Annotated in this window: 14 protein-coding genes and 1 riboswitch; of the genes, 7 read left to right on the forward strand and 7 right to left on the reverse strand. The window is 43.6% G+C overall.

The window, feature by feature from the left end; all coding sequences use genetic code 11:
* Positions 1-213, forward strand: a 213-nt coding sequence (locus tag EKM82_RS11460) for a hypothetical protein (RefSeq protein WP_225419688.1), incomplete at its 5' end; no start/stop codon positions are given.
* 13 nt (positions 214-226) lie between these two features.
* Here the strand turns inward: EKM82_RS11460 and EKM82_RS07455 are convergent.
* The gene (locus EKM82_RS07455) at positions 227-1,390 is read right to left on the reverse strand and encodes a cation:proton antiporter (RefSeq protein WP_125767674.1); all 1,164 of its coding nucleotides are present in this window, start codon (positions 1,388-1,390) and stop codon (positions 227-229) included.
* A 324-nt stretch (positions 1,391-1,714) separates the two neighbouring features.
* Here EKM82_RS07455 and EKM82_RS07460 point away from each other — a divergent pair, with 324 nt between their 5' ends.
* Complete coding sequence (locus EKM82_RS07460; RefSeq protein ID WP_125767675.1) at positions 1,715-2,536, forward strand: alpha/beta hydrolase; 822 nt, start codon at positions 1,715-1,717, stop codon at positions 2,534-2,536.
* A gap of 407 nt (positions 2,537-2,943) precedes the next feature.
* Here the strand turns inward: EKM82_RS07460 and EKM82_RS07465 are convergent, their stop codons facing one another.
* The 3 genes from EKM82_RS07465 to EKM82_RS07475 form a co-directional block, all read right to left on the reverse strand.
* Positions 2,944-3,831: a cation diffusion facilitator family transporter gene (locus EKM82_RS07465; protein ID WP_125767796.1), complete on the reverse strand. Its 888-nt coding sequence runs from the start codon at positions 3,829-3,831 to the stop codon at positions 2,944-2,946.
* Positions 3,832-3,979: 148 nt separating this feature from the next.
* On the reverse strand, positions 3,980-4,426 hold the full coding sequence (locus EKM82_RS07470) for an Hsp20/alpha crystallin family protein (RefSeq protein WP_125767676.1): 447 nt from the start codon (positions 4,424-4,426) through the stop codon (positions 3,980-3,982).
* 925 nt (positions 4,427-5,351) lie between these two features.
* Positions 5,352-6,263 carry a YitT family protein gene (locus tag EKM82_RS07475; protein WP_125767677.1) on the reverse strand — a complete coding sequence of 304 codons (912 nt, stop codon included), beginning with the start codon at positions 6,261-6,263 and terminating at the stop codon, positions 5,352-5,354.
* 291 nt (positions 6,264-6,554) lie between these two features.
* On the opposite strand from EKM82_RS07475, the gene EKM82_RS07480 reads away from it, so the two are divergent.
* The gene (locus EKM82_RS07480; protein ID WP_125767678.1) at positions 6,555-7,424 is read left to right on the forward strand and encodes a GRP family sugar transporter; all 870 of its coding nucleotides are present in this window, start codon (positions 6,555-6,557) and stop codon (positions 7,422-7,424) included.
* Between the two features lie 112 nt (positions 7,425-7,536).
* On the opposite strand, the gene EKM82_RS07485 is transcribed toward EKM82_RS07480, so the two are convergent.
* Positions 7,537-9,270: a glycoside hydrolase family 2 protein gene (locus tag EKM82_RS07485; protein WP_225419689.1), complete on the reverse strand. Its 1,734-nt coding sequence runs from the start codon at positions 9,268-9,270 to the stop codon at positions 7,537-7,539.
* Between the two features lie 99 nt (positions 9,271-9,369).
* Here EKM82_RS07485 and EKM82_RS07490 point away from each other — a divergent pair, with 99 nt between their 5' ends.
* The 4 genes from EKM82_RS07490 (at position 9,370) to EKM82_RS07505 (ending at position 14,985) form a co-directional block, all read left to right on the forward strand.
* The gene (locus tag EKM82_RS07490; RefSeq protein WP_125767680.1) at positions 9,370-10,185 is read left to right on the forward strand and encodes an AraC family transcriptional regulator; all 816 of its coding nucleotides are present in this window, start codon (positions 9,370-9,372) and stop codon (positions 10,183-10,185) included.
* Between the two features lie 251 nt (positions 10,186-10,436).
* Positions 10,437-11,327 carry a helix-turn-helix domain-containing protein gene (locus EKM82_RS07495; RefSeq protein WP_125767681.1) on the forward strand — a complete coding sequence of 297 codons (891 nt, stop codon included), beginning with the start codon at positions 10,437-10,439 and terminating at the stop codon, positions 11,325-11,327.
* Positions 11,328-12,323: 996 nt separating this feature from the next.
* A riboswitch (Lysine riboswitch) is annotated at positions 12,324-12,501 on the forward strand.
* A 148-nt stretch (positions 12,502-12,649) separates the two neighbouring features.
* Complete coding sequence (locus EKM82_RS07500; protein WP_125767682.1) at positions 12,650-14,230, forward strand: ABC transporter permease subunit; 1,581 nt, start codon at positions 12,650-12,652, stop codon at positions 14,228-14,230.
* Between the two features lie 2 nt (positions 14,231-14,232).
* Positions 14,233-14,985 (forward strand): amino acid ABC transporter ATP-binding protein, encoded by a 753-nt coding sequence (locus EKM82_RS07505; RefSeq protein WP_125767683.1) that lies wholly within the window; start codon positions 14,233-14,235, stop codon positions 14,983-14,985.
* A gap of 981 nt (positions 14,986-15,966) precedes the next feature.
* Here EKM82_RS07505 and EKM82_RS07510 read toward each other — a convergent pair.
* Both EKM82_RS07510 and EKM82_RS07515 read right to left on the reverse strand, forming a co-directional pair.
* The gene (locus EKM82_RS07510) at positions 15,967-19,140 is read right to left on the reverse strand and encodes an AAA family ATPase (protein ID WP_125767684.1); all 3,174 of its coding nucleotides are present in this window, start codon (positions 19,138-19,140) and stop codon (positions 15,967-15,969) included.
* The gene (locus tag EKM82_RS07515; RefSeq protein ID WP_125767685.1) at positions 19,140-20,261 is read right to left on the reverse strand and encodes an exonuclease SbcCD subunit D; all 1,122 of its coding nucleotides are present in this window, start codon (positions 20,259-20,261) and stop codon (positions 19,140-19,142) included. Before EKM82_RS07515 ends, EKM82_RS07510 begins: the two co-directional genes overlap by 1 nt.
* Position 20,262 lies beyond the last annotated feature (1 nt).

Raw genomic sequence — 20,262 nt, forward strand, 5'->3', positions numbered from 1 at the left:
CCAGACGGAATGGAGGGCGTGGTTGTCAGCCGCCAAATTTGTCTTATTGCTTTAGCAATTAGACAAAGGCTCGTATTTGAAACAATTGCGGTTTTAAATTGGTTCAAATCGATGCCGGCCGCGTTCCACAACCAGCAAGCCCGGAATGCGGTCAGAACTCGTTCTGTTTCATCATCTTCATCAGGATTTAATGTTTTTGAACTTCGGTTTTAATTTAACCTGAGCATTACTCAGCCGCTTTAACCTTCGCCTGATGATTAATCGCTAATTTCAAGAACAACGGTGCAACTAATGTTGTTAAAATAATCGCCGCAATCACCGCCGAGTAATGCGCCGTCGACATCAAATGATTGGTCAATCCAATCTGAGCAATGATCAGCGCCATCTCACCACGCGAAACCATCCCCGACCCAACAATGAGCGAACTAGCGCGGTTAAAACCAAGCAGTCGCACACCGCCACCACAACCAATTAATTTGGTCAGAATGGCGACAACTGTCAAGACCACAATAAAGCCAATTTGCGGCACAAAATTTTTAAAAGTCATGTTCAAACCAATGTTGACGAAGAAAATCGGCATGAACAATCCTTGACCTAAATTATCAACTGCTTGACTAATTTGTTCGCGGAATTTCGTTTGACTAACTGCCACTCCGGCAAAGAAGGCACCGACAACATCACTGAGCCCCACGACTTCGGCCAAATACGCTAGGCCAAATGCAATGATCATTGAAATCACCAAACTGGCGTAACGCATTTGCAATTTCTCCGCCACACTGAAAATCACCGGTGTCACCCATTTGATCACAACAAAAATGCCGACAAAATAACCAATTTGTAAGGCAAAGTGGCCAATTAACGCCGGGGTGCTTAAATTTTGTTCACCCAGAAATGACATCATTAAACTTAAAATAATCACTGCTAAAATATCGTCGACCACCGCTGCGCCGAGAATCGTACTGGCCTCGCGGTTTTTGGTGAAATTCAATTCTTGCATCACCACGACCGAAATGGACACCGAGGTCGCTGCAAAAACAACGCCTAAAAAGAGCGCATGTTGACTACTCATCCCAAATAATTGGGCTAACGGCCAAATCGTCACGATTGGTAAAATAGCCCCTAAGAAAGCCGCCACCATACTGGGTTTGAAATACTTACGGAGCAATACCAAATCACTTTCGCAACCAGCAGCAAACATTAGCAAGATCACGCCAATTTCGGCCATTTGGTGTAAAAAGTTGGTTGGCGTTACCCAATTTAATAAGGCCGGTCCAATCAACACGCCAGCAACCAATTCACCTAAAACAGCCGGAATGCCAATCCGATTGCACAAATAGCCCACAATTAATGTGGCTAATAAAATAATCGTGATCTGCCCTAAATATGTCATGACTTCGCTCCCAAATTTACTGATACCCTAAGTATAACAAAAAAATTGGGCAAAACCGAAATACCCTGACCAGCTCAACGGGTCCCAAATGTAGTCACTTCTTGACGAATTTCGCGTCAACAGCGCCAAAAATATTTTTATCATGCGGAAAATAGGGTTGAGCTGATTCACGTCACTATTTTTAGATATTGTGGCCATATTGCCGAAATAAATTAACTGAATTCAAATAACTAAGTAATTCCCGCAATCGCCATTGCTAACTTTGTTAGGCTTTTTGCCGTATAATTAAACCAAATTAACTTGTCCTGAGAGGAGTTTTTAGCAATGAAATATCTTCAAGAAACCTTAACCACCCCACTTTCTAAAACAGCGACTTTAACAGGCTATATTCTCGACAACTCGCCAGAAATGGATGTTGATCGGCGGCGGCCAGCCGTGATTATTTTGCCTGGTGGTGGCTACGAATTTTTGTCTGATCGTGAGGCTGAACCAGTAGCAATTCAGTTTGCTGCACGCGGCTTTCAAGCTTTCGTACTGCGTTATAGCGTCGCACCAGCTCGTTTCCCGGCGTCACTCCTAGAGTTAGCCCAGGCCGTGGCCACTGTCCGGCAACACGCGGCTGAGTGGCACGTGCTACCCGACAAAATTGTCATTCAAGGTTTTTCTGCTGGGGCCCATTTAGCAGCCAGCCTCGGCGTTTTCTGGAATTCAGCTTTACTTAAAAAATATGGCTTCACTGCTGCAGAAATTCAACCAAATGGCTTGAGCTTAGCTTACCCAGTCATTACATCGGGCGAATTTGCTCACGAAGGGTCGATCAAAGCCTTGCTTGGCGACGACTACAGCGACGTGACTAAACGGGCTGAAGTCTCTTTAGAAAATCAGGTGACCCCAGCCACACCACCAACCTTCCTCTGGTGCACCTACACTGATGGCTTAGTGCCAATGGAAAATAGTTTATTGTTCGCTGGTGCCTTACGTAAGGCCAACGTTTCCTGCGAATTACACGTTTTCCCTGAAGGTGACCACGGCTTAAGCTTGGCCAATGCCGAAACGCAACATGTTTCTGGCACTGGTGTCTTGCCACAAGTTGCTGTTTGGCCAGATTTATTCACAACTTGGATGCACCACGTTATTGAGAAATAAGGCCTAAATAACAGTCTGAAACTAAACTAGTTTAATTACCAAAAATATCGTGTTGACACTTATTTTATAAAAAATTGTCAACACGATATTTTAATTTATGCTATCTGGTTTTCTCAGAGTGGTGCTAAATTTTGTTAGTTTATCCGGCGGGTGGAGCGCGATTGGCGTCAAATGCCAAATTGTTCTTGGCGGTTTACCGCCTAGAACAAGACTCGTGTTTTAGACTTTCGTCAGAAAGGCTTAAACCGATATCGGCATTGTTCCACGCCATTCAATCGCGCGTAACCCGCCAACTTACAGTGGTGATCCTAGCCGCCTTTAGATCAGCCAGTATAATCGTAATTCGAAATGAAAAAAAGCCCGGTCAGTTGTCCATGCAACAACTGATCAGGCTTCTTTATTATTGTTTAAATACTGTCATCCGTCAACTCAGGACTGCATTTTCCGAGTTCAGTTTGAATCGTCAGATGACAAATTTTAAACCCTTGATTTAATTCGCGATTCATTTTCTCAATGAAATCGTTGTTGTCAGCCAAAGTCGTGCGCACCACGTGAACGGTCATCGCTACTTCCGTCGTGCTCATCGCCCAGACATGTAAATCATGGACGTTAGCCACTGTTGGGTCCGCCATAATTATTTTTCTGACTTGATCGATATCAATACCTTCAGGCACAGCATTCAACGCCAAATTAACTGACTGGCGCAATAAGCCCCAAGTCCCGATCAGGATAATCACAGCAATCACTAAACTGACAATGGCATCCAGTTGTTGCCAGCCGGTCATTAAGGCAACAAAACCAGCAATCACAACGCCTAAGGAAACGCCAGCGTCAGCAGCCATATGCATAAAAGCACCGCGAATATTTAAATCGCCATGCTGATCCTTCATGAATAGCACTGCCGTCAAACCATTGATCACAATCCCAATGGCCGCTACAATAATGACGATCCAATCAGAAGTTGGTTGTGGGTGGGCCCAGCGTTGAATGGCTTCAACGATGATCCCGCCAACTGCGACTAATAAAAAGACCGCGTTAGCCAAAGCCGCTAAAATCGAGGACGACTTATAACCATACGTCCGCTGTTTCGTTGGTCCTTTTTGCGATAGCCATAACGCCAGCCAAGAAATCAATAAGCCTAAAACATCACTTAAGTTGTGGCCAGCATCTGCCAGCAAGGCCAACGAACTGGCTGTTACCCCAGCAATTGCTTCAGCCACAATGAAAATGACGTTCAGACTAATACCCCATTTGAACATTCGTGACTTATGCTGAAACTGTTGGCTGCTAACCATATTATGATCATGTTTCGCCATGAAAGTCACTCCTCTAATCACTTAAATTGAAAATTTTAACGAATAAAAAAACTGTAAGCTTAGCGTTAACAATCTCATCGTAGCACTAAACTTACAGCTTCACAACGGAATCACTTCCGCAGCAATTCTATTCAATTTCGACGCGATGGTCAGCAGGAACTTCTTTCTTTTCCTTAGGTAAAGTAATCTTCAAAACACCATTTTCATACTTGCCTTTGATGTCATCAGCATTAACCCGAGGAATCCGATATTGACGAGTGAAACTACCATAATTCCGCTCACTCATCAATGTATTGCCATCCTTGTCAGCTTCATCAGTGAAGCTATCTTTCTTGCCACTGATCGTCAAGATATCATTGTCGTAACGAACATTGATATCTTTCTTATCCAAACCAGGGACCTCTACTGTAACGTTATAATCATGATCAGTTTCTTTAATGTCAGTCTTTAAATCATTCTGTTCAGCCAAACCATAATACATCCGACCTAGATTGTTAAAGAAGTGATCATCATCAAAGAAATCATTGAAACCTCCAAATAAATCATTACGACGATTTGCTAATTCATGTGCCATAATTGTTTACTTCCTTTCTTCAACTTTCAACTTCTATTATAGTCAGACTGTATAATGATTCAAGAATTTAGCACTCGAAACTAAAGAGTGCTAATAAAAAATAAGGAAGTTTAGTAAGTCACAGAGTTGTGGCGAACGAATTCAAAAACATTTATGACGATGGTAAAACAGAATGGCGTCTAACTGCATTCCGGGCTTGCTGGTTGTAGAACGCCATGGGTATTGATTTAAGCTTTAGAGCTGTAGTTTTGATATTAGTATTAGTCTCTCCTCAGTTGAGAGCGGCAGGGACCCAGCGATTTTATGGGCGTGGAACGCCGTGGCCGTCGATTTGAGCTTATTGCTGACGCAACAATCTCAAATACGAGGCTTATTCTAAGCAATAAATTGCTAAGAATAATTTCACGGCTGACGCCAATCGCTGGGCCCCTGCCTGGATTAAACTAACAAAACTGATCACCACTACTTGGCCGAAACAGATTGTGGTGATACGAAAAAAGTGTGACAAGTTCTAATCGAAAGAGGTTGTCACACCGTTTTTTGGTTGCTGTTCAACTATTATTACTGATTGAATTGAGTTAATGAATTCTACTGTCACTGCCTTAAAAACTAACAAAGATGAAGTGTACTGTCTCAACTCCAGACGGAATGGAGGGATCTTGGCGTCAGCCGCCAAATTGTTCTTAGTGGCTCTGCCACTTAGAACAAGGCTTGTATTTGAGATTGTTGCGTAGCAATAAGCTCAAATCAATGCCGGCAGCGTTCCACGCCAAGCAGCCCGGAATGCAGTCAGACGCCATTCTGTTTTAACCCTATATCGCAAATGAAATCACTGAATTGAAGCCATTAAAAAGCGAGTCATTTAAAAAAACATCTGCTCACAGATATCTTTTAAATAACTCGCTTAAAATTAAGGTTCATCAGCTTACTTAGCAGAATCATTCGGCGTCGATGCAGCCGGTGCGTCGGCGGGAATTTCTATTTTGGCGCCGTATTGATCGCCATCGTTCCAAATACCACCACGGGCTTCGGACGCGTTCATCACTAAAACAAAGGCGCTGGAATCAATCTCATGGACAACTTCCAGCATTTGATGGTAGTCCGGGTTTTCAACGACAACCATTAACATTTCTTTATCATGGCCGGTAAAACCACCAGTCACGTTGAAAATAGTTAAGGCTTTTCCTAGCAAACCGAGCTTAGCTTTTATTTCTTCCAAAGCATCATCGCTCATAATGTAAATAATTTTCTTGCGATCAAGACCAGTTTCAATAAAATTCATCACAATTGTAGTGAGCACTTGCGAAGTAATTGCTAGGGCCATCGTCTCAAAGCCAGAGACAAAAACGTTTAAGAGGCAAATAAAGCCATCAATTGCGAGCAAGGAGAGTGATGTTTTCACACCCCAGAACTTCTTAATAATCAGCGGCGGTACCGTTGTGCCACCACTGGAAGCATTGATTTGGTACAGCATTGAGATTCCCACGGCAAAGACTGAACCACCAACAATAACGGTCAGCAAAGGATCTTCGATCAATTTAATCTGTGGCGTTAAGGCCAAACATAATGGCAAGACAAAACTGCCCACAGCAATTTTTAAAACTGTCTGTTTACTTAAAAAGAAATAAGCGAGGATCAACATCCCCATATTAATAATTAAAACGACCAGTGATAAGTTAAAGCCAAAAGCAGCTTCGAGCAAAATACCTAAACCTGTGGCACCGCCGGCCGCAATATCGTGGGGAGCATAGAACATATTAATACTGACAGCAATGATTTCTAGGGCAACCAACATCACTAGAAATTGTAAAATTTTTGAACGTCGAATTCGCGACATCCTACCACTTCCTTCAAATTATTTTAAGATATTTTTACGATTACACTTAATTAGGAATACCTAAACCTTTTTGATTATAACATAGGAATTTGAAGCTTTTGTGACCTGCAAGTAGATTAATCGTCTTATGTGATATGACACACTGTCGCGCATTCTAGCTTATTATTTTATAGTAAATTGTAGCGTTTTTTCTGAAAGTACGATAGAATATAACTCTGAGCTTTATACAACCATCAATTTGCCAGGAATGTTCCTGACAATCGTGAAACGAGAGGACAGGAAAAACAAATTATGAACTTATTAATTGGGTTGATCCCTGCTTTGGGATGGGGCATTATGCCTTTAGTAGCAACGAAAGCCGGCGGCGACCATATTAATCAAATTATGGGAACAACTTACGCAACTTTTCTAACTGCGATTGTGATTTTCGTTAGTAGTCAGCCACATATTTCCTGGCAATTATTATTAATGGGCATGTTATCTGGTGCTTGCTGGGCAACTGGCCAAATGTTGCAGTATCAGCTGTTTCAGAAAATGACCGTCTCTAAGGCAATGCCGATTTCAACTGGTCTGCAAATTATTGGCACCGCTTTAATCGGGGTGTTGGTTTTCGGTGAATGGGCTAGCGCTCGTATGAAAATCATTGGTACCCTAGCAATTGTGGGAATTATTATCGGGATGTATTTCACGACAATTCGTTCTCATCAACAAGATAGCCAAAGCAACGGCGATTTAGGCATGTTGATTTTCACTTTCTTCATTTCAACCCTAGGCTATTTGGGTTATAATGTTTTCCCACAATTAGTGGGCGCTGATCCTTGGGCTGGCTTCTTGCCTCAAGGGATTGGTATGGCTTTGATGTCGACAATTTTTGCCCTATTCTCTGGTCGCAATAAACAACATAATTATTTCCGTGATAAATCCACTTGGTTTAACTTGGCTTCAGGTTTCTTCTTTGCGATTGCCGCGTTATTCTATATTATTTCGGCTCGGCGCAATGGGGTCGCAACTGGCTTCGCTTTAACACAAATGAGTGTGGTTTTATCAACTATCGGCGGAATTTTATTCCTGCACGAGCATAAAACTCGTAAAGAATTAGTTTTCACCCTAATTGGCCTGGCCTTAGTCATGGCTGGTGGGATTACCATCGGCGTGATGTAACCACTGATTATTTAGCCATTATTCTGCTTCATTAAATAAACGCCTTAAAATAAAGACCTCGCTGACAAAATTAACTGTCAACGAGGTCTTTTTAATGATTAGAAACGCATTTTTACTGCGGCATTGATTCCTGTTCAATCGCTGCTGCTTGTTGGTTAATTGCCTTGATGATGGCCAAGTCCAGTTTCGGTTGACGCTCATAAGTACATAGCCCATTTTGTTCTTGCTCCACATCATAAAGTTGCGTGTAGCAGAAACCTAACATTTTCGGATGTTGCAAGAGGACTTCAACTAAGCCACGATAACGGGCAATGAAGGCCGGCACATCTTGGGGTGTGTCTCCGTAGCCCCAAGCCTTTTTAGCCGCAGCTGGCTTAGCTTCCGGCCACTTGATCCCGCCGAATTCGCTCACACAAAATGGCTGCCCCAGCTGGTAATGTTGGCGGGCATCATGTTCATCCCAGAACTCGCCATTGGTTTGCGGGCCACTGAAATGTGCCTTTAAAACAGCCGGATCTTGCGCATAATCGTGCACGTCATAAATATCCGTGATCACATGATAGTTGCCACTGGTATCAATGCAAGGTCGCGTCGGATCAATACTTTTAGTTACTTGATAGAGCAACTTTAATAATTCCGGACGTTGCGGCCGGGCTTGATAATCCCAAGTTTCGTTAAAAGGACACCAAGTCACAATCGCAGGATGATTGAAATCTCGAGCCAAAATCGTCTGCCATTCTGGTAAAAAGTCCGTCGTCGCCCGAGCATCGGAGAAATCCAAGCCCCAATTTGCCATCTCACCCCAAACCAAGTACCCAGCTTGATCACAGTGATAAAGATAACGCGGTTCGAACGCCTTCTCGTGCAACCGCGCCCCATTAAAACCAGCCGCCTGCCCTAAAGCAATGTCACGTTTCAAATCAGCATCTGTTGGCGCCGTGTAAATTCCTTGGGGATAAAAACCTTGATCAAGCACAAAACGTTGAAAAACTGGCCGCTTATTTAGCCGAAATTGATAACCGGTCAGGCTCACTTCGCGCATTCCAAAATAACTCTGAACTTGATCAACGCCATAAGTCAAGCTAACATCATACAGGCGACCATGGCCCACTTCCCATAGATGCAATTCGGCTAGTGGAATCGTCAGTATGCCAGTGCCATTGAGTAGCGTCAGTTCACCAGTCCCGCAAAGCCGCCCCTGATAACTGATTTCCGCCTGAACGGTGCCTTGACCAACAGCTTGAATTTTCAAAGCCACTTGTTGACCAGCGATATTAGGATAAAATTGCACCGCTTGTAAATGTTGCTGCGGCATGAACTCCAGCCAAACGGTCTGCCAAATCCCGGTCGTACGCGTATAGTCACAGCCCCGCGAGTAATAAAAGCGGCTTTGCTTCCCCACAGGTTGCCGACCAGAGCGTGGGTCATCAGCAGCATAAACGGTCAGTCGATTGGTGCCAGCTTGCACATAATCATTAATATCGAAATAAAACGGCGCATAGCCACCACGATGCTGGCCGACTTCTTGCCCATTAATAAATACCCGACACTCATAATCTACGGCGCCAAAATGCAAGCGCACTACCTGCTGTAATTCAGCAGCCGTAAATTCTAACGTTTGCTGATACCAAACTGCCGGCATAAAATCGTGAAAGTTAAGACCACTCAGCTCACTTTCAGGACAAAACGGCACTTGAATCTGCTCAGGAAATTCACCAGTCCGATAAAATTCGCGATCAAGTCCACTATTTCCAAAGTCAAAAGCAAATTGCCACCAGCCATTGAGATTACGCCACTGCGAGCGTTGAAATTGTGGCTGTGGAAATTCAGGACGAGGAATTGTCATCGTCATACCTCCTAGTATTTCGTTTAACATAGTTGTAGTATACAATCAGGATTGATTTAAACAAGCAACTTTTCACGCAAAAAAGGGTGGTATTCACGCATGGAAGAAGAGATTCTCAGTTTTTTACCCGGACAGTTTCTGCGGCCAGATATTTTCTTTATCGAATTAGCCGGCGTCACCTTTCCTTTTGCGAACTATCACGTTCAGCGACCGCAATCAGCCATCAACTGTTTGGAATACGTCATTGCCGGGCAAGGGACCATTCAACTTGATCAAGCAACTTACCAAGCCAAGGCTGGCCAGGTTTATTTGTTACCCCAAGGCCATGACCACCATTATTGGTCTGACCCGCAACAGCCTTGGCATAAATTATGGCTTAATTTTCGCGGTACTTTGCCAACTAGTTTATTGCAAGCGTATGGCCTATTACAGCAGCCGCTTTTTAACGGGCAAGGTTTGGCCCCTTACTTTCAGGAATTATTGCGAATTTGCCGCCACCAAGAACTAACACCACGCGCCAGAACTAGTGCGGCGACAACAGCCTTCGAAGCACTCCTGCAACAACTCTTTCTCAACAACCAAATTCAAACGCAAATTCCCATGACGGTCCAGCAGGCGCAAATTTATATTGACCATCATTTAAATCAACCGCTGAAATTACCGCAACTGGCGCAACTCGTGGGCCTATCGCCAGCACAATTAACCCGCCAATTTCAGCAAGTTTTGGCCCAAACACCTTACGCCTATTATTTGCAGCAACGCTTAACCATGGCCCAAACTTTATTACGCGGCACGGACCTACCAATTAAGGTGATCGCCGATCGATTAGCGTTCAATGATGTGCACTATTTTGCTAACTTATTCAAAAATAAATTAGGCGTTACGCCATATCAATGGCGCCAACAAAATAGATAGTGGACAACTTAATTATTTTTTCACGAAAACACTAAAAATACCTTGACAGTTGACGTCGGCAGCGCTTACAATAATTCTGATGTATACTAAAGAAAAATATTATCATCAATTCGAACGGAGGCTGACTGGTAAATTTCCAGTCATTGAAAGTGGCGAAACTTTTCGGCACTAGTTTTTGATTGATTAAAAATAATGCTTAAGATCACCAATTTGAAGTATGACGGGATTTAAACAGGAATGTGATGGGATTTATGAATATTGAAAGATTTGTTTTAACACGCAAGAAAATGGGCTTTTCCCAGCAAGAACTTGCCGCAGGGATTTGTACCCAGGCAACTTTAAGCCGTTTGGAAAATAATGGGCAGATTCCGACAATGAAGATTCTGATCCAATTATGCCGGCGTTTGCAGTTAACGCTGGATGAACTTTTCCCTAAAGTCGGCGTTCCTGAATCTCAATTGAACCAAAAAATGGATCGTGCCGAGTTTAATTTCGTAACTAGTGAATACGAAGCAGCTCAAAAAATTGTCGATACAATCGATGAACAGGATGTAACCAACGACGAACAACACTGGCGTTTCCTTTACTTACGTGGTTATTTATCGACTTTGTTAGACCGGCCAATTACTGATGCTTTGTTTGATTTCAATCAAATCTTAATGGCTCCTGAACACGCCCCACTGATTTATAAGTTACTAGCCCACACTGGTTGTGGCATGGCTTATGCACATCATCAACAAATTGATAAAGCCGATTTTTATTTTAGCAAGGTGATCGATCAGATTTACCAATGCCCGATTCAATCCACTAAAGATGTTTGGCGCGTATTGAGTATTGTCTATAATTGTGGCGATTTCTACGGTGCGTATAAGAAGAATTATGTGGTTAGCGACGAATTGTTACATTATGCTATTTCAATTTGCTCGGATAATCATGTCACCTACTATTTAGCGAAAATTCAGTATCAATTGGCCTTGAATGCCATCGCCCAGGAAAAAGATGTGGCGACAGTGCTCGCTTATATTGAAGATTCACGGGCATTCTCTCGCATTAATGGCAATCACATTATGCTGAAACAATTAGCAGATCTGCAAAAGCAACTTTATCCAGAAACAATCCTAAATACTAAAACTTTATTTTAACCACGGACCTAGCTGAGCATTTATTTGATGAGCTAGGTCTTTTATTCATGATTTGTTGGCGGAGGAACAGTTGCTCCCTAGTTGTGAGCGGCAGGGGCCTAGCGATTTTGTGGGCGTGGAACGCTGTGGCCATCGATTTGAGCTTTAACTAGTTTTAGGCAGAATAGCGGACAACTCCGTTGCGGCCGGCGGGTTGTGGAACGCTGCCGACATTGATTTGAGCTTATTGCTGACGCAACAATCTCAAATACAAGTCTTCTTCTAACTACTAAAGCAGCAAGAAGAATTTGGCGGCTGACAACCCGGCGGCCTCCACTACGTTTTGAGTTAATCTTAGCCCACTTTAAATTTGGTTGATATCAAGGCAATACTAGCAAAGTTAGATACCAATCGCTCAGCAACTACCTCGTTAAACTAACAAAATAATCACCACTATTTGGCTAAAACAGATTGTGATGATACAAAAAGGTGTGACAACCTCTATTGAGAGAATAGGGTCGTCACATCTTTTTTCTGATACTGTTCAACTAGTATATTGCTAATTGAATTGAGTTAATGAATCCCACTATCATTGCCTTAACCACTAGCAAAGATAAAGTGAGCCAAATCAACTCCAGACGGAATGTAGGGATCTTGGCGTCAGCCGCCAAATTATCGTTGGTGCTTTAGCACTTACGATAAGACCTGTATTGGAGACTTTGTGTAACAAAGGCTTCAATCAGCGTCGGCCGCGTTCCACGACAAGCAGCCCGCAATGCAGTCAGACACAATTCTATTTATCATCTTCACTAATGTTTTTAAACACGTTCAACACATCTTTGCTCACTTCCTCAAAATTTTATGCCAATCATCACCGCAATCGCTTCCTTTAGCGAATTTCCGACACTTGTTTTTCTGCTAACTCTAAATTTCCGCTGCTTCTGCCAACAATTACTGCTTTTAAAGCTTGACAACCAGAACGCCATTCAGTAGAATGCAGGTAAGTTAAAATGCCACAAAGCAAATAGAGGTCGCATGAATCACTACGCTTGGGAAGTGTCCAAACACGTTGAACCAAGTCTAAGGAGGATTGCCGAAATTGTCGCGAGTTTTGGAAGTCGCGGCGGTTGGGGCAACAGTTGAAAGGCTGTTGAACTGTCTTGACAGGTTACTGTCAGGGAGCGCTATGATTTTTGGGATGATTCGCACGACGAATTTAATCATTCAGTTTTAAAATTATGGTAAAGACCTTTATTGAAGTTACATTCAATAAAGGTCTTTTTGTTGGCTCTTAACATTGGAATTGGCGATAATTAAGCCAACGACACTAGGAGGAGTTCATCATGAAGCAACATCGCAATTTTTTGGTTTGGTTAGGGTTATTGTTCTTGGCACTACTGGCAATTCCCACACAAACTAGTCAAGCTGCCGACAACACATTCAAGGTCGGCATGGAAGCTGGCTATCCACCATTTAACTGGACCCAAACGGACAGCAGCAATGGTGCCGTGCAAATCCAAGGCTCATCATCTTACGCCGGTGGTTACGACGTGCAAATGGCTAAGAAAGTTGCCCAATCTTTAGGCAAGAAATTAGTCGTGGTCAAAACCAGTTGGGATGGTTTAGCACCAGCCCTGACTTCTGGCAAAATCGATGCCATCATCGCCGGGATGTCGCCCACACCAGAACGACGCCGAACTATCGACTTTAGCGACACCTACTACAAATCACAACTGGTTATTATTGTCCGCAAAAACGGCAAATACGCTGACGCCACAAAGTTAAGTGATTTCAAGGGTGCCAAATTAACTGGCCAATTAAACACTTATCATTACACGGCCTTAAATCAAATTAAAGGTGTCATCAAAGAGCCTGCCATGAAAGACTTTCCTTCAATGCGGGTGGCTTTGGAATCAGGCACTATCGACGGCTACGTTTCCGAAAAACCTGAAGGCATTAGTGTGACCCGGGCAAATCCTAACGTGAAAATGCTCGAGTTCAAGGGTAACAACGGTTTCCACACCAACCCGGCTGACACCGACTTAGCCATTGGCTTACGCAAGAACGATCCTAACAAAGCTAAAATCAATGCGGCCTTGGCTAAGATCACACCTCAAGAACGTGACCAAATTATGACCAAAGCTGTTGAACAACAACCACAAAGTAAAAGCTCAGGCAACTGGGTGATTGCTTTATTGAAGCAATATGGTGGCATGTTGGCTAGTGGGACTGGGATTACTTTGTTGATTTCCATGGTCGGGACAATTGTCGGCTTCATTATTGGTCTTTTGGTCGGCATCGTTCGGACGATTCCTCGGTCTGGTTCCAAAGCTCGCCGCGGTTTATTACGAGTGGTTGATTGGTTGCTTTCAGTCTATATCGAAGTTTTCCGTGGCACGCCAATGATCGTTCAGGCGGCAGTTGTTTATTACGGTGCTGCCCAGGCATTCGGTTGGAACATGAATCGATTGGCCGCTGCTTTAGTAATTGTTTCCGTCAATACTGGGGCTTACTTGGCCGAAATCATGCGTGGTGGGATCATCGCCGTGGATGCTGGTCAATTCGAAGCTGCTCATGCGTTAGGCATGACTCACTTGCAAACGATGAACAAAATTATTTTGCCGCAAGCAATTCGCAATAGTTTACCCGCTGTCACCAATGAATTCGTGATCAACATTAAGGATACATCAGTTTTAAGTGTCATTTCCGTCTCTGAATTATTCTTCCAAGGCTCAACTATTGCCGGTCAGAACTTCCAGTTCTTCCACACTTACCTGATTATCTCCGCCATTTATTTGATCTTAACTTTCACGATTACTCGCATTCTCCGTGCCATCGAAAAACACATGGCTGGCCCTCAGAACTACAATTTAATGGCGAACCAAGATCAAGTTTCAGTTCCTAAGAATAATCCCGAGGTGTAATCATGGAAAACGAAAAAATTATTACTGTTGCGCATTTAGAGAAAACTTTTGGTGATCACCAAGTACTGAAGGATATTAATCTTGAAGTTAATCGTGGCGAAGTGTTATCAATTATTGGTGCTTCTGGTTCCGGTAAATCAACTTTACTGCGCTGCATTAATTTGCTTGAACAGCCAACCAGTGGTGATATTAAGTTTCACGATCAAAGCATTCTCACCAGTGACTTCGACATGACTGATTATCGCGCCAAAGTCGGGATGGTTTTTCAATCCTTTAATTTATTTAATAATTTAAATGTGCTCCAGAATTGCGTGATCGGCCAAACGACCGTCTTAAAGCGTGATCCTGAAGCAGCCAAAAAAGTGGCTTTAGAGCAATTAGACAAGGTTGGCATGTCACCATACGTGAACGCGAAACCAGCCCAATTATCTGGTGGTCAAAAGCAACGGGTAGGTATTGCTCGGGCTGTTTCCATGAATCCTGAAGTTTTACTCTTTGATGAGCCAACTTCAGCTTTGGACCCGGAAATGGTCGATGACGTCCTGGATTCAATGCGGGCCTTAGCTCACACCGGTTTAACCATGATCCTCGTCACTCATGAAATGGCCTTTGCCCGTGATATTTCTGACCACGTTGTTTTCATGGATCAAGGCGTAATTGCCGAAGAAGGTTCTGCTCAAGAAATCTTCACCAACCCGCAAAAGGAACGGACGCAAACCTTCTTGAAGCGCTATTTACAAGGTGGCATGCGCTAAGCAGTTTCAGTTTTTGCCGTAGCAATTAATCAAATGCTTCGTCCAAATAAAAATACCGCGTTGACAGCATAGAGACTGTTGACGCGGTATTTTTAGTGTTTAAAAAGTTCAAATTTCAGCCAAAATTAAAAACCATTAAAATCTAGTGAAGACGTTAAAACAGCATTGCGTCTGACTCCATTGCGGGCTTGCTGGTTGTGGAACGCGGCCGGCATCGATTGATTGCCAATTTTTCAAATTGTCATCAATACGAGCCTTATACTAAGCGATAAATCGCTAAGTATAATTTGGCGGCTGACAACCACGCCCTCCATTCCGTCTGAAGTCGAGGTTGTTCACTTCAACTTTGTTAGTTATTAAGACAGTTATAGTGTGACTAATCAATTTGATTTAAATTGCAATGCTAACTGAATAGTAAATCAAAGAGCCAGTTTGACATTCCTGGTTTTATCCAGAAAGCTTGTCAAACAGGCTCACTTAGTTTACATCAATCTTTTTTTCTAAATAGTGATGCTGAATTTTGTTAGTTTCACCAAGGTGGTTGCTGGGCGATTGGCGTCAGCTGTGAAATTTGTCTTGCTGCTTTAGCAGCTAGTCAAAGCCTCGTATTTGAAACAATTTGGTTTGTAATTGGTTCAAATCGACGGCCACAGCGTTCCACGCCAGTAAAATCGCCCAGCAAACACCATTCTAATTAAGGAAGACTTGGCACGATCTCTATTCCATCAACTCAGCCCTTATATCAACTAAACCTAAAGTGGACTAGTTTAGCCCAAAACGCAGTGGAGGCCGCCGGGTTGTCAGTCGCCAAATTCTTCTTGCCGCTTCAGCGGTTAGAAGAAGGCTTGTATTTGAGATTGTTGCGCAGCAATAAGCTCAAATCAACGCCGGCAACGTTCCACAACCCGCCGGTCGCAACGGAGTTGTCCGCTATTCTGCCCAAAACCAATTCAGATTCCAAGCCAAGCAATGGCCACACCATCACAACCGTCCATCAGCCACCTGATACTGCACATGACTCTCGCCATTGCCATCAGGGATCACTCGCAGCTGATTTGGCAGTTGCACTTGGAGTTCACGCACATGGCTAATGATGCCGATTAGCCGCTGTTGTCCTTCCAAACTAGTTAAGGCGCTAATTGCCGTTTGTAACGACGTTTCGTCCAACGAGCCGAAACCTTCGTCAACGAAAAGCGCATCGATTTCAATGGCACCAGTTTGTTGTTGCACCACTTCGCCTAATGCTAAGGCTAACGCCAGTGCGGCAATAAAACTTTCACCACCGGATAAAGTGCGGACACTGCGATAATCGCCGGTATAATCATCATAAACATTTAATTCCAAGCCAGAATTTTTGCGATTCGTCCCTAATTCATCTGCCAAAGCTAACAAATAACGACCAGCAGTCAACTGGCTCAAGCGATTATTAGCGACTTTTAGAACTTCATTTAAGTACATTTGTAAAACATAACGCTCTAATCCTAACTTCTGCGAGCCTAGGCCACGGGTGACCTCACTCAGTTCCTGTAACGACGTCAAGTCAGTCACTTGACTGCTGATTTCAACGAGCTGATCTGCAGTTTTTTGTAATTGGGCTTGCTGATTTTCTAGCGTTGTGATTTGGCGTTGCAACTCATTGGCCTGATCTTTACGCAATTGGAGTTCTGCCTTAATTGCCGTCAAATCAGGCTCTGAATCAACCTCGGCCAATTTAGCCGTTAATTCAGCCAGTAAAGTATCCAGACGAATTTTTTGATGCTCATATTCGCTTAATTGTTCCTCAAGTGCGGCTAAATCAACTTTTTGTGCTAATAAAGTCTGAAAATCAGCAAGTTGCTCTGCAAATGAAGCCGTCGACCATTTTTCTTGCCAAACAGTCGCTAATTTTGCTTGAACTTGTTGTAATTGCGTCGTCGTTTGCTGCAATTGCTCTTGATAATGCTTCTGATCAGCCTGCTGCGTCGCCAAAGTTTGCTGCGTGGTCTGCAATTGTTGCTGCTGTTCAGTGACGGCAGTCTGGTAGCGCTGAATTTCTTGCTGCCGCTGTTGAATATTTTGCGTTAAATCTTGCAAAGTAGGAAATTCCGTTGGTAATTGTGCCTGTTGGTCGTGTAATTGCGTTTGAGTCACTAACAACTGACTGGTTAACTGTTGCTGTTGCTGCATGGTCGCCTGTTGCTGCTCAACTAAAGTAGCCTGCTGATCAGTTAATTGCTGCAACTCAGCGGCAATAGCTTGTAATCTTTGCTGTTCAGCAACGACCACTTGTTGCTGTTCTTGATTTACTTCTTGTTGTGTTGCCATAAAAGCCAGCAATTGACTGACTTTTGTCATTGCCGCAATTGCAGCGCGATTAGTCAACCAGTCAGTTTGTTGCCACTGGGCCAAAAGCGACTGAATCGCCGCTTGATTAGCCGCAGTCAACTGTTCATTTTGCCGCTGTAACGCCGTTATACTAGCCGTGGTATTGGCTAATTTTGTCGTCAGCTGTTGTCGCAACTGATCGGCCTGTTCCACATCTGCTTGTTGAACTTGCTTCTGAACAGTAGCCACTGCTGGCCGGGGATGATCAGTCGCACCGCAAACTGGACAAGGAGTGCCTGGTAATAAATCTTGGCTCAATAATGCAATCTGATTTAAAGCAAAATCATTTTTAAGTTGTTGATATTGTTGATCAGCCGTTGCTTGCTGCTCAGTCTGTTGTGCTTGCTGCTGTTGTAAAGCAGTTAATTGTTGACGTTGCTGAGCGATTTGCTCGGCGGTCTGACTGATTTTTTCCAGTTCTTGTTGCCAATGTTGCAACGCTTGCGCTTGTTGCTGTAGTCCCGCCTGTTGCCTTAATAACTGCGGCAACTGTTCCGCTTGTTGCTTTAAATCAACCAGCCGCTGCTGATTAGTTGCCACTTGCTGGGTCTCTTGCGCAAGTGTTGCTTGCCCTTGCGCAACTGCTGCTTGCTGTTGTTCTTGGGTAAGTGTTAGTTGCGCAACTGTTTCATAGAGCGGCTGCAGTTCTTGCCAACGACTTAATTGCGCCTGCTGCTGGGTGAAATGATCCTGCTGCGCCAATAAATCAGCAACTGCTCGTTGGCGTTGTGTTAACGCTTGTTGAGTTTGGTCTTGCTGATTTTGATTCGTTGTCACTCGTTGCTGCCACTGCTGTTGTTGCTGCAGCAATTGTTGATATTTCTGGAAAGTTGGTAATTGCTGTTGCACCCATAATTGTTGCGCCTGTTGCTCAGTCAAAGCCTGAATTTCAGGTGCCCGCGCTTGTAGCCGTTGTTGCGCTGCTAATACTTGTTGTCGCTGCCGAAAATCAGCTAACAACTGCTCTTGCTGATTAACCAAAGCTTGTTGCTGATTGACGGCTACTTCTTGGTTATCGTACTGCTGCTGGGCTACTTTTTGCGTCTGCTTTAATTGGGCTAATTGCTGACTTAACAGCGCTTGTTGCTGCGCTAACGTTGTGCCAGATTCCGGCTGGAATTCCGGCAACCATTGAATCTGCGCCAATAAAAACTGTAATTGATCCTGATGGGCTTTATTTTTAGTACTGGCTGTTTTATAAAGTTGTTGAATTTGATCGACCCACCGTTCATAACGCTGAGTTTGAAACAGATTTCGAAGAACGGCTTCCTTTTGATCACTATCACCATCTAAAAACTGGCGAAACTCACCTTGAGGCAGCAAGACAATTTGCCGAAACTGATCGGCATTCATTTGTAAAAGTTCCGCTAAATACTGATTAACTTGATTAATTCGGGTTAACTGTTTCACTTCAGTTTGCGTGGTTTCATCTTGATAAATGGTCAACTCTGCCGAACTAGCTGCTTCTGTAGTACCATTACCACGCTTCTTAGCCAAAGTTTGCGCAGGTTTACGAACGAGCTCATAACGCTGCCCCTGTTGAGTAAAAATAACTTTCACACTCGTCTCATCATTGGGGGTCGCAAATTCAGAACGGAAATCCTGCCACTGGCGTTGAGGACCCGACCCACTGCCATATAAGGCGTAGACCAAGCCGTCAAAAATCGTCGACTTTCCCGCACCAGTCGGTCCACTGATCAAAAACATCGATTGTTGATCAAACTTAGTAAAATCAATTGTCTGCTGCCGATAAGGGCCAAAGAAGTTTAAGGTTAATTGTAGTGGTCGCATTATTTCTCCGCCTCCCGTAAAGCCGCCGCTGCCCAATCAATTTGCTGGTCAGTGAGTTGTTTGCCGGTCACTGTTTGGTAAAAACTGGCCAGTAAATCTTGGGGCGTCTGTTTTTTGGTGGCGGCTAAAGTCCGCTGTTGCGTAAATTGGACGCCACTCTCCCGGCTCATCGTGAGAAATCGCGGAAATTGTTTTTTCAGTCGATTGCTAGCATTGCTGATCACATTGGTATCAGTCAACACAATGCCCGTGTAAGCCGTTTGATCAATTTGATGTTGCTTCAAAAAGCTGGCATCACTTAAGTCGGCAAAAGCACCCGTTAACTGCTGCACTTCATGTAGCGGCGTTACAGGACGAAATCTCACCTTAACTTGCGGCTCAGTGTCAACAATCAAGACTCCTTTGGTTTGCTTGACTTCTGATAAAGAAAACTTATTCAGCGAACCGCTATAACGAATCTTTGCTTCATGTAACGCATCTTTATTATGAATATGCCCCAACGCTACATAGTCGAAATCAGTCAACAGATTTAGCGGCACCGCATCAAGACCACCCACATTGACGTTGGTTTCTGAATCAGAATGTGTACTACCAGCAGCAAAGAAATGGGCGACTAGAATATGTTTTTTAGTCGGATCGAATTGAGCCACCATTCGCGCCACCAACAATTCAATTGCTTGCGCCAAACTGTGAATACTGCTATCATCAAAAAATTGTCGGGCTTGGTAAAGCTCAAAATAGGGCAACAAGAAAAATTGAGTATCGTTTAAAACAATTGGCTGATCAATTGAAGCCAACGTGGTGCGCAAATAATAGCCAGTACTGGCGAACCACTCGGAGCCCACGCCTAGGCGCACGGCACTATCATGATTCCCATTGATGACCAATAAAGGCTGTTTTAACTGTAAATTCAAGTCGCTGATCATTTTATTAAGTAGTCGAACTGATTCTTCACTGGGATTTTGCCGATCGTATAAGTCGCCGGCAATCACCACCGCGTCAACTTGTTCTTCTTGAGCAATTTGAATCACTTGCTGGAAAGTCGCTTCTTGTTCGGCCAATAAATCATAGCCAAATAATTTACGACCAATATGCCAATCACCTGTGTGCAAAAAACGCATG

The organism is Lapidilactobacillus wuchangensis, assembly GCF_003946645.1.
Lineage (GTDB): Bacteria > Bacillota > Bacilli > Lactobacillales > Lactobacillaceae > Lapidilactobacillus > Lapidilactobacillus wuchangensis.